General features: G+C 42.8%; 10 protein-coding genes. 3 read left to right on the forward strand and 7 right to left on the reverse strand.

Annotation, left to right across the window (positions count from 1 at the left end; translation table 11 throughout):
• Positions 1 to 152: 152 nt before the first annotated feature.
• The 3 genes from JI65_RS15425 to JI65_RS15435 form a co-directional block, all read right to left on the reverse strand.
• Positions 153 to 1595 carry a diguanylate cyclase gene (locus JI65_RS15425; protein ID WP_191018058.1) on the reverse strand — a complete coding sequence of 481 codons (1443 nt, stop codon included), beginning with the start codon at positions 1593 to 1595 and terminating at the stop codon, positions 153 to 155.
• 712 nt (positions 1596 to 2307) lie between these two features.
• Positions 2308 to 3018, reverse strand: coding sequence for a tRNA 2-thiocytidine biosynthesis TtcA family protein (locus JI65_RS15430; protein WP_191018059.1), 711 nt, complete (start codon positions 3016 to 3018; stop codon positions 2308 to 2310).
• 124 nt (positions 3019 to 3142) lie between these two features.
• The gene (locus JI65_RS15435; protein ID WP_191018060.1) at positions 3143 to 4945 is read right to left on the reverse strand and encodes a glycoside hydrolase family 35 protein; all 1803 of its coding nucleotides are present in this window, start codon (positions 4943 to 4945) and stop codon (positions 3143 to 3145) included.
• A 545-nt stretch (positions 4946 to 5490) separates the two neighbouring features.
• On the opposite strand from JI65_RS15435, the gene JI65_RS15440 reads away from it, so the two are divergent.
• Entirely contained in the window at positions 5491 to 6693 is a 1203-nt protein-coding gene (locus JI65_RS15440; RefSeq protein ID WP_191018061.1) for an alpha/beta hydrolase, read from the forward strand.
• A 32-nt stretch (positions 6694 to 6725) separates the two neighbouring features.
• Here the strand turns inward: JI65_RS15440 and bioA are convergent, their stop codons facing one another.
• From bioA to JI65_RS15460, 4 genes are read right to left on the reverse strand one after another with little or no spacing between them, the layout of a single operon-like run.
• A complete protein-coding gene (gene bioA / locus JI65_RS15445; protein WP_191018062.1) occupies positions 6726 to 7925 on the reverse strand; it encodes an adenosylmethionine--8-amino-7-oxononanoate transaminase in 1200 nt (399 codons plus the stop codon).
• Positions 7922 to 9100 carry an 8-amino-7-oxononanoate synthase gene (bioF, locus tag JI65_RS15450; protein WP_191018063.1) on the reverse strand — a complete coding sequence of 393 codons (1179 nt, stop codon included), beginning with the start codon at positions 9098 to 9100 and terminating at the stop codon, positions 7922 to 7924. The genes bioA and bioF overlap by 4 nt, the downstream gene beginning before the upstream one ends.
• Positions 9097 to 9789 carry a dethiobiotin synthase gene (gene bioD, locus JI65_RS15455; protein ID WP_191018064.1) on the reverse strand — a complete coding sequence of 231 codons (693 nt, stop codon included), beginning with the start codon at positions 9787 to 9789 and terminating at the stop codon, positions 9097 to 9099. The genes bioF and bioD overlap by 4 nt, the downstream gene beginning before the upstream one ends.
• Positions 9786 to 10535, reverse strand: coding sequence for a 6-carboxyhexanoate--CoA ligase (locus tag JI65_RS15460; RefSeq protein ID WP_242457273.1), 750 nt, complete (start codon positions 10533 to 10535; stop codon positions 9786 to 9788). Before JI65_RS15460 ends, bioD begins: the two co-directional genes overlap by 4 nt.
• 180 nt (positions 10536 to 10715) lie before the next feature.
• Between JI65_RS15460 and JI65_RS15465 the strand changes: the two genes are divergently transcribed.
• On the forward strand, positions 10716 to 11888 hold the full coding sequence (locus JI65_RS15465; RefSeq protein ID WP_191018065.1) for a 3-dehydroquinate synthase: 1173 nt from the start codon (positions 10716 to 10718) through the stop codon (positions 11886 to 11888).
• A 4-nt stretch (positions 11889 to 11892) separates the two neighbouring features.
• Positions 11893 to 13077, forward strand: coding sequence for a cysteine desulfurase family protein (locus JI65_RS15470; RefSeq protein ID WP_191018066.1), 1185 nt, complete (start codon positions 11893 to 11895; stop codon positions 13075 to 13077).
• Positions 13078 to 13890 lie beyond the last annotated feature (813 nt).

Raw genomic sequence — 13890 nt, forward strand, 5'->3', positions numbered from 1 at the left:
AAAAAACGTTTTTGTTCACGCGGTGCAAGGTGCAAGGAAAATTATTGATGCCGCAAAGCGGCTCACCTTGCAAACGTTCACAAAAGCCGTTTTTTCGCTCCCGTTCCGACAATTTTTTTGTCAACTTTCAGTTTCTTATTCTTTGCTTTTTTTTACAAATTTATGCAACTTGAATTCTTTCCGTTTTCTTTTGATTTGTAGAGAGCTAAATCCGCGCGGGAGAGAACGTCATCGGATTGTTTGTCTTTTTTTGAAAAATACGAGAAACCGAGCGAAACCGTAACATTCGTTTCTTTTCCGCCAAAATTGAATTTTGTGTTCTGCACAGAATTCAATAATTTTTCTGCAAAATTCGGAATCACTTCCGGCTTCATGCCGTCAAAAATCCCGATGAATTCGTCTCCGCCCCAACGAATAATTTTGTCGTTTGTACGGCAATTTACGTAAATCGTATCAATTATTTTCTTTAGCACTTGGTCGCCAGCTTCGTGACCGTAAGTGTCATTCACTGACTTAAAATTATCAACATCGAGCATCATTATTGCGGGGCTTGGCAGACCGCGCATAAAATTTATATATCCGTGTTCAAGTTCTTCAATGCCGAATTGTCGTGAATTTGCTCCGGTTAGTGCATCCCAGTTTACTTTTGAATCGAGAATCTTTACGCGGGATTTGAGTTTTTTGCGTTCGAACATTAACTGAATCGAAAGAATAATTATGACAACTATTGCGGTTATTACGCAAATCGGGATTATTGCTTTTAAAATTCCGTTTGTCACGGTTTTTATGATTTTAATTTCCCGTGCTACGAAAACCATTCCTGCGATTGTTCCGTCTGCATTTTTTAAAGGAGAATAAACCGCGTAAAAGTCTGTTCCTCTTACTTCTACCTGTCCGATGAACATTTTGCCGTCCTTCAAAACAGTTTTTTCAATTTCGCGGTTATTGATTTTTGTTCCCAAAACTCCGCGCAATGTGCTGGCTTGTCTTACGTCCCCCCTAAAAATTGTGCAGTCAACACCGTATTCGTTTATTAGGTTTATAAATTTGTCGGTCGTAACATCATAAGTAAGAATGAGATAGCCTACTATTTTTCCGTCTGCGTTCCTTATTTCTGAGGCATAAAATTCAGAAAATGGAAGTGTGCCGAGTGTTGCGTAAGTTAGAACCGGTCGTTCCAAGAGTGCGCTTTTTAGCGTTGCTAGAGGAAATTTTGTTCCTACCATCACTTGCGGGCTTGTCGTTGAGATTATGTTAAAATCTTTATCTGTTACTAAGATTGCGTTTGAAAAAAATGTTTTTTTTAAGTGGCTGAGTTGATTTTGAATTGATTCTAAATTTTTCTTCTCAACGGCTTCGATGAGCTTTTGAGATTCTGCCATGATTTTTGTGCTGGCTTGATAAGTTTGTCCCCAGGCATTCATGTTCGCTTGGATTCCATGCGTAATGTGGGCAAGTTCCGTGTTCGTTGTTTTTATAAAATCTTTTTCGAAGGCTTTGAGCGATATTGATATGATTATGCTCACCGTAACGACAATTGAGAAACTTAAAAATCCAAAAAGTTTTAGGTCTGAAAAATGCTTTTTAATCTTCATATTGTGAATATCCGTAATTTCTATTCAGAGAGAACTGTTTTTATCTCTACAAATTCCGAAAACAGGAGAATAGTCAAAAATGTTACAGACAATCTTGCATAATTTTGAGATGGCTAGATTTTTCTTGTTACGGCCTGCCATAAAAAATCTATTTTGTGTTATCGAGTTCATTTTTTCGACTTCCATGAGCTTTTCCGCTCAAAGTGCGATGTTCGCTATATTTTGCTTGCGCTGTTTATGCCGTGTGAAAAGTTTTTGACTGATAGGTCGAATGTCGAGTTTTTAAGCCAGTGTAAAAAAATGCGTCCACTACCAGAAAAGCTCGTCTGTTGCGCCAAGCTGAAGGTAATAGGAATCCGACTGCGCTCGTTTGCGAACCTTCAGAAAGGCCGTACTCAGTTTTGCTTTGCAAAACTGATAGGAACGACAAAACAATTTTTATGAACCATGCATAGAATGCTGTCGTTCCCCTTTTCTTCCCGTTACCGCATTTTTTATTTGGTCGTGAAACTCGAAATTGAACCTGATATATTCACAAGAATTTTGCTTTGCCATATCAGTAAAATTGTAACATGAACAAAGCAAAATTCAAAGAAAATACAATTTAATTTAATTTAATTTTTGGATTCGAAGATTCGAGCGAATTAGAGATACCGAGATTCTTGCGTTTGCTGAAATTCGTTGAGCTGGTTAGAATCTAAATGCATCGAATTTATGGAAGGTATTCTTTATTTATATTCCGAAGCGCTTCAAAAATCTTTTCTTTTGCTCGTCTGTCCCCATTCGTGAGTGCCTGTAACCTTGCTCTGGCATCTTTTCTTCCGGAGTTATCCTGATACATACATGTGCAAGTTGTGCTTATGTAACCAGATGCGGCTGCATGTTCCTTAATTGTTTCTACGTCTGCATAGCAAAGTGGACGGATTATTGAAAGCGGGTACTTCTGGTAGTTCAGTCGAGGTGGCATTGTAGAAAGTTCACCTTTTCGGAGCACATTCATAAGAAGTGTTTCCAGAATGTCGTCCAAATGGTGGCCGAGTGCGATTTTGTTGTAGCCGTGTTTTAGGGCGTAATGAACAAGTTCGTTTCTGCGTTGTTGGCTGCACCAGTAGCAACTCATTTTGAATCCCTCTTTTACACGATTTTCCACATCCACAAAATAATTTAACGTATCAACGTTCCATTCTCTCATCTGCTCCCGTAAGCGTGGACTCATTGTGCATGCTTCGAAGTCTGTTTCGATGTGAATTGCCGTAAAAGAAAAATCAGCACCTTTGCGTTTAAGACGATTTGAAAAATATTCAACGAGTGCCGTAGAATCTTTTCCGCCGGAAGCTCCGATTAGAATTCGGTCTCCCTTTTCTATCATCTTATAATCAAAAACTGCTTTATCGATAATACTGAATAATTTTGGCTGTCCCATGAAAGTAAGTTTAGCAGAATTGCGTGACTTTTGGAAACACCGGAATGGGCACTTTTATTTGGAAGACTCTAAAAGCTTACCTTTTTTGAGTCAACTTTTAAAATGCCCATTTTTTTTGAGTTCGTTACCATTTTGAAGTGTCGCAGAGTTCTATTGTTTCTCCACGGAGACCGTCTGTCTCAAAAATGATAATTTCGTTCTTGCCTTTTTTTAAAAGCGGGGCAGGAATGTAGAGTTTTGTCTGCGGGCCTTTTTTCCAGAATCGTCCGATGTTGAATCCGTTTACGAATGCACAGCCTTTTCCCCAGCCTTTGAATTTGAGGAACGTGTCTCCCGTTTCTTCTGCGTCAAATTCAAATCTGAAGAAAGCCGGATTTTCGGATTTTGGTCTGCTTTCCCAGATTCCTTTTGTTTTGAGAATGTTCATCTGTTCTTCGTCGAGCGGGAGCGTGTACTCTTCCCAGCCAAAATGCTTGTGACCGTTGATTATAACGTCATCGGTAATTCCTTTTGTTTGGTCTTCAAGTTTGTGCCCAAAATTTACGCGGCCCATGTTTTCTACGAGGAAGGAAAGTTCTGCTCCTGTTTCTCCGCCAAGCTTCCAGACTTTGCCTTCAACAAAACTGAGCGGCCAGGTTCCGTGTCCTTCCGAGCAGATTTCTTTGTCGTATGCGGTAAAGACTTTCTTTTGGTTTGAAAATCCGTGAACGCGGTCGTTGCATCGCTTAAAAATCAAAGTGTTGGCTTTTTCGTCTTCTTCCATTTTTGTTTTGTAAAGAATGTAGCCGTAATTCTGGCCTGCTTCTTCCATGCTTTTTGGAGAGAGCGAAGTTTTCTTTTGCGAAATTAGTTCAAGATTTTGGAACAAATCCGCTGTCTGAGAGTAGGCGATTTTGCCGTAAGCGATTTTTTTGATTTTCGTGCTGAATTCAACATCTGGAACGTTTACGTATTTTTTTGCAATCTCACGGAAAGCCTGATATTTTTTTGTAAAGCTTCCGTCCTCGCTCAAAGGCGCGTCGTAGTCGTAGCTCGTCGTGTCCGGGGTGAGTTTTCCGTAGTAGTTCGCTCCGTTCATAAAGCCGAAGTTAGTTCCGCCGTGGAACATGTAGATATTGATGTTGTGACCGTTTTTTATTGTGTATTCATAATCTTTTTTGTTCACGCTCAAAATTGAACGCATTTTTATGCGGTTTCCCCATGCGTCAAACCAGCCTGCCCAGAATTCCATGCACATTAAAGGCTGATTTCCTTGCATTTGCGGCTTCATTATTGCGAATTTTTTTTCGCAGCCAGAACCAAAGTTTCCCGTCGGCAGAATTCCTTTGAGCTGACCCGTTTTGAATGCAGCTCCCCAAGGTCCGTCTGACGTTACGAGCGGAACTGTTACGCCGAATTCTCGCATTGTGTCCGCAAGGAACTGGAGATATGCTTTGTCATTTCCGAAGTAGCCGTATTCGTTCTCAATCTGCATGAGAATTATTTTTCCGCCGTTCGTAATCTGGTATGGAACAAGTTTTGGAATGAGCACTTTATAGTAGTCTTTTATGTGGTCAAGGTACGGCTTGTACGAGCAGCGAAGACGCATTCCTTTTTCTGCAAAAAGCCATGCCGGAAGACCGCCGGCTTCCCATTCGGCACAAATGAACGGAGACGGTCTTATAATGACGTAAAGACCAAGCGATTGCGCTGTCTGAATGAATTTTTCAACATCGTGCATTCCGCTCCAGTTGAACTCGCCTTTTTTGGGTTCGTGAAAATTCCACGGAATGTATGTTTCGACTGTGTTGCAACCCATATTTTTGAGTTTTTCAAGTCTGTCCTGCCAATATTCTGGAACTACGCGAAAGTAATGAATTGACCCCGAAATGATTTGGAATGGTTTTCCGTCAAGATAAAATTTTTCTTTGATTTGGAAATCTGACATGCCAATCTCCTTTTTTGAATTGATAGTTATGCTATCAGTTTAACACACAAATTTTTTTAAAGCTAATAAACCGTTACGAAAATTGATGCTTCGACTCCGCTCAGCAACCAGAGGTTTTAGACACAGATACACACAGATGAGCACAGATGAAGTGAAAAGGTGCGATTGAGCACACGGTGGTTGAGTTTATCGAAACCACAACCAAATTAAGATGTGGACAGATTGATATAAAAACATAGGAGCAGGAAAACTTACCGAGCACGCAACGACTTGCAGGCGCTACTTATCCACTCGCATTCCCGGCTTTCCGTGGTTCCGCCATTCGGCTACATTGCTTCGCAACGCTTCGCGCCACTACAATCCGGGCTAGGCAAAACTCGTTGCGCAAACTACTTGAAAACGGAAAATTGAACGAGATAATTTTAAGTTGCAAAACCAGACCAAAAATCTGCATTGCTGGTAGTGGAGGCGCGGACAGCAGTGCAGATTTTTGCATTTGCAAGTTGACATTCGACCTAAAAATCAAAATACGATAAACTTGTTTTATGAAGAAGATTATTTTGATTTTGTGCGGCACGGCACTTTTGTTTTCGTGTAAAACTACGGAGGTTCAGCCTGTTCAGGAGGAGTCTGTAAAAAATGATAATTATATAGAAGAAAGTTCTCCTGATTTGCCTGAAGAAACTTTGCCTCCGGCCTTGGAGAGTGAGGAACTTGTAACTGCGGAAGAACTTCCTCCGGCGGCGGAAGAGTCTATTGGGGAAGCTGAAAAAACGGTGACAATAACAGAGGCGGAGGAGACTTCTTCCGAGACTGAAAGACCGATTCTTGACGGAGAACTGATTGTCGCAAAGCAGATTGTCGTTGAGGCGGATTCTTCGAGCAGCATTGTGGTTGACTGGCAAAACGACAAAAAAGCACGTGTGGCAAAGCCGACTTTTAGCGAAAAAGAATTGATTTATAAAACCGACGAGAACGGGGTGAGCTTAAAACTCAAAATCTTCTATCATCCTGAATCTCAAAAAAAGCAGGGAATCGTGATTTTTGTTCCTGGCGGGGATTTTTTGGATTGTGACATAAATTCCTTTGCCGATGAACGCAAGTATCTTTGCGAGAGCGGATTTGTGGTTGCGAGTATGGAATATCATACTGCCGAAAACGGAATTTACACGGATTCGTTAAAAGATATTTCTGACGCGATAATGTTTTTGCGGATGCATTTTAGGGATTTTAACGCGAACCCAACGAAAGTTGCCCTTTTTGGAACGTCGGCGGGCGGTTATCTTGCATCACTTTTTGCCTGCATGGATTCGTCAATGATAACGTGCGTGGTGGATTTTTACGGTTATTCTGACCTTACGCGGATTGCGGACGATTTTGATGAAGAGACAAAATCAAAGCACAGAGCTTACAATGCCAGCGAAGCCTTGTTTGTGAACGGCAAAGAAAGTCGCACCGGAATTTTTGAGAATGCGCAGAACGCACTGAACTCAAATCCGCTCACTTACGTTGGCGGAGATGAAGTTCCGTTCCTTTTTATGCACGGTACTGCTGATAAAGTTGTTTCGCCAAGCCAGACTGTGATTTTGCATAATTCACTTCTTTCAAAAGGAGTTCGTTCGGTAAGATGCTCGCTCGTGGGGGTCGGTCATGGAGACGCTAGTTTTAGCTCCGAAAGTGCCCTCGGCATGGTCGTCGATTTTTTGAGCGACAATTTTAATCCGCAAAAAAGCCTGTTGCAGAAGTGAGGCTTCAACAGGCTTAATCATTTGAACTGTGATTAGTGACTGGAATTTTCCGTGAACCACGCCTTCATTGTGTCTGTTATGCGGACAAGTTCTTCTTCTGTGATTATGTAAGGAACCATTCCGTACATGTAACGGACAAATGGCCGGGCAAAGATTCCGCGCTTGTAAGCAAATTCCGGGAATCCTTTGAGGGTTTCGCTTTTTTTCACTTCTATGCAGAAAGCGCCTCCCATTACACGAATGTCGGCAATTCGAGGGTCTTCAAAGCCCAAAAGTTCACGCTTTGCAATTTCTTCAATTTTCTTTATTTTAGAAAGGTAGTCTTCCCGCTCAAAAATCTCGATGGACTTTAGGGCAAGTGCGCAGGCTACCGGATTTGCCATGAATGTTGGGCCGTGCATAAAAGCCAAATCCTGAGAGTCGCCGTAAAAACCGTCAAAGATTTTTTTGCTTGCGGCGGTTAGCGCATGGCCTATATATCCTCCGGTAAGTGCTTTTCCGAGCACCAGAATGTCTGGCAGAACCAAGTCTGACACGAACCTGTTTCCAGTTCGGCCAAATCCTGTTGCAACTTCGTCAAAAATCAGAACGACATCGTATTTGTCGCAAAGTTCCCTGGCCCTTTTTAAGAATGAAATATCATACATTCTGATTCCGCCGGCACCTTGCAAAAGAGGCTCCACAATGAAGCATGAAAGCTGCTCTCCAAAATCGCAGAAAGCTTTTTCAAGGTCTGGAATTTTGGTCTGGATATGAATCACGTCTGGATTTTTAGGAAATGCACTGTGATAATCTTCATCATCACCCACTGCCATTGTCATAAATGTGTCGCCGTGGTAGGCATTTTTTAAGGCAAGAATTTTTTTTCTGTTTTGTCCGCGGTTTTTGTTGAATTGCATTGCCATTTTTAGTGCAACTTCAACGCCAACGCTTCCTGAATCAGAAAAAAAGTAATAGTTCAAATCTCCCGGAAGATAGCTTTCAAGTTTTTCGGAAAGTTTTTCCACAGGTTCGTGGCTGAGTCCTGCCAGCATACAGTGGGAAAATTTGTCAATCTGATTCTTCATGGCTTGGTTCAGTTCCTGGTTCTTGTAGCCGTGAATCATGCACCACCAGGAAGAAATTGAATCTATCAGATTTTTGTCGCTGGTTTTAAGATAAACGCCTTCCGCGTCAATTATTTTATATGGCGTTTTTAGATTTTTCATTTGCGCGTATGGATACCAAATCATATTTTCCTCCAGATTTCTTTCATTATTAAAGCTGATTTTTCTATTTCTTCTTGTGAGTGAGCCGCCGTAACGGTAAGCCGTATTCTGGAAGTTCCTTCGGGAACGGAAGGCGGCCTTATTGCACTGAGCATAATTCCGTTCTCGCGGCAAAGTTTTGCAAAGTTCAAGGCTTTTTGGGAGCTTCCTGTGAGGATTGGAATTATTGGTGTGCAGCCCTGCACGATTGGAAGACCAGCTTTTTCCAGAAGGCTTCGCATGAGTTTTGTGTTTTCCCGCAGTTTTTCCATAAGAGCGTTCCCCTTAGAAGAATCCGAAAGCACTGCCAAAGCCTGATTTGCGGCGGCGGCCACCATCGGCGGAAGCGAAGTTGAGAATATGAATGGGCGGGCTTTATTCACAAGGTAGTCACGGATTTCATTTGAGCAGGCCGCGTAACCACCTTCGGATGCAAGGGCTTTGCTCAGAGTTCCGATTTGCACGTCGATTCCGCCGTTTATTCCAAAATGCTCGGCAGTTCCTCTGCCAGTTTTTCCGATTACGCCCAGAGCATGGGCATCATCCACAATTAGGCAAAAATCATGTTTTGCTTTAAGATTCAGCAAACTTGGCAAATCAACTATGTCTCCGTCCATGCTAAAAACTCCGTCCGTCACTACGAAACGCTGTCCGTCAGCTGGAACGGGCGTTTGTTCCAAGAGTTTTTCAAGATGATTCATGTCGTTGTGCTCGTAAATTAAAATCTTCGCACCGGATATTCTGCATCCGTCAATTATTGAAGCATGATTCAGTCGGTCTGAAAAAATTACAGAAGATTTGTCTGCAAGCGCATAAAGGACTCCCAGATTTGTCATGTAACCTGTGTTGAATACAAGGGCTGACTCTGTGTGCTTAAAGTCTGCGATGTTTTTTTCAAGAAGTGAAAGCTCAAAAGAAGCGCCGCTTGTAAGCCTTGAGCCAGTGGAGCCTGTTCCAAAACTAACGGCAGCTCTTGCCGCGTCCATTACGGATTTTTCGTGGGTAAGCCCAAGATAATTGTTTGATGAAAAAACAACGTATTCTTTTCCCTGCCCATCGATTCCGCGTGTTGCAGAAAGCATTCTCAAATCATTTATGGAGCGAAAATTTTCGCTTTTTTTTATAGCAAGAAGATTTTCGTTGATTCTTGAAATTTTCATTCGTAAAGTCCTGCCAATGTCTCAAAATCCATGGCCAAATCGTTGTCTCCATCACTAACCAAAGCAAGCGTTTTTAGCCCTGTCATCTTCTCGCACATGTAAATGTTGTCTTCCTGCATAATGTTTCCTTTGTGAAAGTGGTTAAAAATGATTCCTTTTATGCCAAGATTTTTTGCTGCCATGTAATTTGCCGTAAGAACAAGGGAGTTGATTGTTCCAAGTCCCGCGTCCGCCACGATTATTGAATTGAGAGCGAGATTTCGGATTATATCTTCCAAAAAAAGAACTGGTCTTTTTCCCTCTTTGTCATAGTCAATTGGACAAAGAATTCCGCCGCTTCCTTCCATCGTCAAATAATCAAATTCGCTTTGCAAAGCTAAAAATCCGCTCTTAACCACATCCATTGAAACCGGATTTCCCTCGACTCTCGAAGCCAAATGTGGCGAATAGGCATTTTCATAAACATAAGGGCACATTGATTCAAGGCTCTGCTCTATTCCAGAAATTTCTTTTACGAATTTTGCATCGCCGGGAATTAGATTTCCGTTTTTGTCACGGAGATTTCCGCTCATTGCGGCTTTGTAATAGCCGGCTTTTGCTTTTGAGGCCAGTTTTTTAACGATAAGAGCCGACACAAAAGTCTTTCCAATGTCGGTTCCTGTTCCAGTTATAAATAGATTTTTGCTCATACTTCCACCAGCACAACTTTGTTTTGAAGATAATCGATATAGCTTTCCACATTTGTTCCAGGCGCAACGAAAAATACTCTTCCGCCAATAAAATCTCCCAGTTCCTTCATAACAGAAATCCTGCAGTAGCCGAATTTTGGAGAGGCGACGTAGCCTGTAACATAATCCGGGTCATCCGACCAGCAAAGTTCCGCAACGCTTCCTTTGCAAGAAGCCACTTTTGAAGCCAGAACCAAAGCTTCCCGCACGTGCTCGCCAGAAAGTCCGAGGGCAGAAAGCTTTTCTTCGTAATTGTTGCTTAAAGCCACGTCCATGTTGGAACAGCGCACCCCGCGCTCGCCAAAAACGTCAAGCCGTTCGCCCGTAACAGAATCCAGAATCATTGCGCCACGCATTGAATCAGAAAGACTTTCCAAAGCCAAAAAAGCTTTTTCAACGGCTTTGGGAGTCACACCGATTCTTACAAGCTCTTTTCGGGCAAAAAGCCTTCCTTCGTCTTTTGTGGCACTTTTATGCGAATAAACAGAAAGTAGTTTTGTGCGGGCTGCTTGCTCCTCGCTGATTTCCTGAATCTTCACATTTATAAAATCAGCTTTTCCCCGCTGATGACTTCTTGCTCGCTCAAGGAGGGACAGCACAGTTTTTTCCACGTCGCATTCCTGAACAATCCGTTCCGCACCGGAAATATGCTTTCCTCCGTTGCCATTTTTACCGCCCAAACTTGAGCGCATTTTTATGCTAAACACAATCCACCTCTAAAATCGAACGGAAACAAGTTTATAAATCTGATTTTAGATTGTCAACCTGATTTTATTAATATTGGTTTACAATCTAAAATCATCGCGACTTTTCTCTCAGAAATTCTGCTAGTAGAAAAAAGTCTTGAATTCGGCTAGCATGAATCATCAAAAAAAGGACGTGGCTTTATGAATTTTGAAGAAAAAATAATTGCTTATCCCCCGGTGCATCCTGGAACAGACAGGACTTTTATCCGTTTTTATTCTGGAGAACCAGATTTAAAATCAATTTTTTATCCAGAAGGAAGCGAGAATCTTCCTCAGCGGATTTTTGTTACCGACACAACTGTAGGTTCGCTTCCTGCTTTGAGCGGATTTATCGACAACTTTAGGGGCGAGAATTATTCACGTGCAAAAATCGAAAACGGTTTTGTTGGCACGAACGGAAAAGACGTTCTTGCGATTTTGGGTGCTGGCGAACCTTTTAAGACAATCGAAAGCGTTCTTCAAATCGTAAAAGCCGCTTTGGACAACAATGCACAGCGTTCGGCGGTTTTCGTCGGAATCGGCGGTGGCGTAATTACAGACATGACGGCGTTTGCGGCATCAATTTTTAAGCGCGGAGCGCACTGCGAGCTTGTTCCGACGACTCTTCTCTCGATGGTTGACGCTGCTGTTGGCGGAAAGACTGGCTGCGATTTTGACGCTTACAAAAACATGATTGGTTCGTTCTTTCCGGCTCAAAAAATTCATATTTGTCCGTCGTTCATTCAGACTTTGCCAGATTTTGAGTATCGTTCTGGCATGGCGGAGGTCGTAAAGACTGCGCTTTTGTATTCAAAAGAACTTTTTGAAAAGCTTGAATCTTATCCAGAAATTCTTACCGACAAAAAAAATCCGCTTGTTGAAGAGGCAATAAAAATCAGTGTGGGATCAAAGGCCCGCGTTGTTGAGCAGGATTTGACCGAAAAAAATATTAGAATGCAGTTGAATCTCGGTCACACTTTTGGGCATGCGCTCGAAACTTGTGCGGGGCTTGGCGTAATAACTCATGGCGATGCTGTTGCCTGGGGAATGGGCCGTGCTGCGGAGCTTTCAAAAAAAATCGGGCTTTGCACGTCCGAGTACACTGAGCGAGTAAAAAACATGCTCTCTTCGTTCGGTTGGTGCGTTGAGCCTGTTCATCCTGTTCTAAAAAACAAAGTTCAGAATCCAAGCGAAATAGCTTCCATGATTTTTAACGCAATGATGAAAGATAAAAAGAATTCGTCTTCAAAAGTTCGGTTCGTCTTGCAGTCGCAAATTTGTGAGACTGTGATTACCGAAGTTCAAAAAGAAGACGTTCTTGATGTTTTGAGGTAGAAAATTGTCACAAACTGATTGCAATTTATATTTTGACTGGGCTGCGACCAGCCCTGCTGATCCAGAAATCTTACGTGAATCGCTCGAAATTTCTCTTTTGAACTACGCGAATCCGTCTTCCGCCCACAAAGTCGGCTTACAGGCGCGCACCGTTCTGGAAAATGCCCGTGAATTTTGTGCAAAGTCACTTGGAGTCAAAAAAAATCAGATTTTCTTTACGTCCGGCGGAACCGAAAGCGACCACTTGCCGCTTCTTTCGGTTTTGAATAAATCCACAAAGGGCCGTGTGATTCTGAGCGGAATTGAGCACCCTGCGTTGCGCGAGGAGTGTGCCAAATTAAAAATGCTCGGCTTTGACGTTGTTAGCGTGAATCCCGACAAAAACGGTTTTGTCTCTCCAGACGCTGTTGCTGAAAAACTTACCGGCGACACTCTTTTTGTGACTGTAATGGCTGTGAACAACGAGACCGGCTGTGTTCAGCCGATTTACAAGATTGCCGACAAAATTACCGAGCTTACGCAAGGAAAGCGACGTCCGCACTTTCATGTGGACTGCGTTCAGGCGGCTGGAAAAGTGCCGCTAAATCTTTCGCACCCCGGAATTGACAGTGCCGCTTTGAGCGCGCATAAAATTTGCGGTCCGCGCGGAATCGGTATTTTATACGCGTCAAAAGAATTCAGGAGTTTTCTTGTAGGCGGCGGGCAGGAGCAGAATATTCGGAGCGGAACCGAAAATCTTTTTGGAGCCGTCGCCTTCAGCAAAGTTCTTGAAAAATACTATTTGCGCGATGATTCTAATCTTGAGCGTTTTGAAGAACAAAAAAACTGGACGAAAGAGTTTTTGGGCAAAATAAAAGGTCTCAAAGGTTGTTCGATTGTTCCAGAAATTCGTGCAAACCTTGAAGATGATTCCGTGCAGGAAAAATTTTCTCCGTGGGTCGTTCAGGCGGCTTTTCACGGAATCCCAGGAAACGTTATGGTTCGTGCGCTCGATGCAAAGGGCATTTCGATTTCAACAGGAAGTGCTTGCTCAACGAAAAAGCAGGAGAGGCCGGTTCTTGCCGCAATGAATGCGTCTCGCGACGTTCAGGATACAGCCGTGCGATTCAGTTTTGGCCCATTGACCACTCACGACGGCATGAACGCCCTTTTTGAAGCCCTTCAAGATGTAGTTAGTACTTTTAATTGAACTTTCTCTTCAGAAGTAAAACTCAGTTCTGAAGCTGTTCCGCATGAATGGCAAGGGAAGCGTGATCATTCTAGCTAGGTTGGAGCAATCATCCTAGCTAGGTTTGAGTGACCGACCTAGCTAGAACAGTGAGACCATCCTGGCTAGGTTTGTGTGACCATCCTGGCTAGGCTTGTGAGACCATCCTAGCTAGGCTTGTGTGACCGTCCTAGCTAGGCTTGTGTGACCATCCTAGACAGTCTGGTGAGACCGTCCTGTACAGTCAGGTGTGACCGTTGCCATTCCGAACCTACTTCGAAGTCCTTCATACAAAATGCAGTATAGATGCCGAAATAAATTCGGCATGACGCAAGTTTTTAGACAAACTCTCCTTAGCGGTACTGTCATTCCGAACTTGATTCGGAATCCATGCAAATCGGTGGCAAGTCCGTTCTCGCCGCAGGCTTCCCACGAAAAATTGAGAATTGCGTTCGCCAGTCATGCCTTCAACAAAAAAACATACGGAGTTTTAAAAAATTCTCGGCGTGTTTTGGGGGAAAACTCGGCGTGTTTTAAAAAATTCTCCGTATGTTTTTGGGTAAAACTCGGCGTGTTTTTTTTGAAAAATCCAGTGTAATTCCGCCCTCTGCGCAATATAGTTGCTACGGCGACCTCCTGTGTTTCGGAATCTGCGAAAATCGGTGGCAATCCAGTTAAGTTCTGCAGAATTGAATCAACCAAGTTTTATATTGTTAATACTCATTTAAGAATTGTAATTTAGTATAAAAACTGCATGTGGATTAGCACAGCCCCTGCTTTGGGAGATTACATCCC

It is taken from the genome of Treponema zioleckii (assembly GCF_014737315.1).
In the GTDB taxonomy this organism is placed as follows: Bacteria; Spirochaetota; Spirochaetia; order Treponematales; family Treponemataceae; genus Treponema_D; species Treponema_D zioleckii.

Excerpts from the sequence above, each read along its gene's own strand:
- JI65_RS15430 (WP_191018059.1), bottom strand. The coding sequence starts at position 3,018 with ATGGGACAGCCAAAATTATTCAGTATTATCGATAAAGCAGTTTTTGAT.
- JI65_RS15465 (WP_191018065.1), top strand. The coding sequence starts at position 10,716 with ATGAATTTTGAAGAAAAAATAATTGCTTATCCCCCGGTGCATCCTGGA.
- bioF (WP_191018063.1), bottom strand. The coding sequence starts at position 9,100 with ATGAAAATTTCAAGAATCAACGAAAATCTTCTTGCTATAAAAAAAAGC.
- bioA (WP_191018062.1), bottom strand. The coding sequence starts at position 7,925 with ATGATTTGGTATCCATACGCGCAAATGAAAAATCTAAAAACGCCATAT.
- JI65_RS15425 (WP_191018058.1), bottom strand. The coding sequence starts at position 1,595 with ATGAAGATTAAAAAGCATTTTTCAGACCTAAAACTTTTTGGATTTTTA.
- bioD (WP_191018064.1), bottom strand. The coding sequence starts at position 9,789 with ATGAGCAAAAATCTATTTATAACTGGAACAGGAACCGACATTGGAAAG.
- JI65_RS15440 (WP_191018061.1), top strand. The coding sequence starts at position 5,491 with ATGAAGAAGATTATTTTGATTTTGTGCGGCACGGCACTTTTGTTTTCG.
- JI65_RS15435 (WP_191018060.1), bottom strand. The coding sequence starts at position 4,945 with ATGTCAGATTTCCAAATCAAAGAAAAATTTTATCTTGACGGAAAACCA.